We start from the raw sequence: 214 nt of genomic DNA on the forward strand, positions 1-214 counted from the left end.
TTTGTCAACGACGGAATTGGAACATGTTCAAGAGAAGAGAAGTCTGGAAAAGAGGTCTTCAATACTTCTTCGCTGAAACACTGTGCTTTCGGCTGCATTTGAAATGCATTGGGACAAACTTTCCAACTGAGTGACCTTGGATAGTTTCTCCGCCCTCAAGGCAGTCACGGAAACAAAGCTCGTTTCAGATAGATTGCCATTGGAATTGTGGAAG

General features: G+C 43.9%; 1 protein-coding gene. It reads right to left on the bottom strand.

The features are described from left to right. Positions 1–27: 27 nt before the first annotated feature. A partial coding sequence (locus JEM65_RS22750) for a hypothetical protein (RefSeq protein ID WP_233530832.1) occupies positions 28–214 on the bottom strand: 187 nt, incomplete at its 5' end.

This window comes from Gelidibacter salicanalis, from assembly GCF_016469035.1.
GTDB classification, from domain to species: Bacteria; Bacteroidota; Bacteroidia; order Flavobacteriales; family Flavobacteriaceae; genus Gelidibacter; species Gelidibacter salicanalis_A.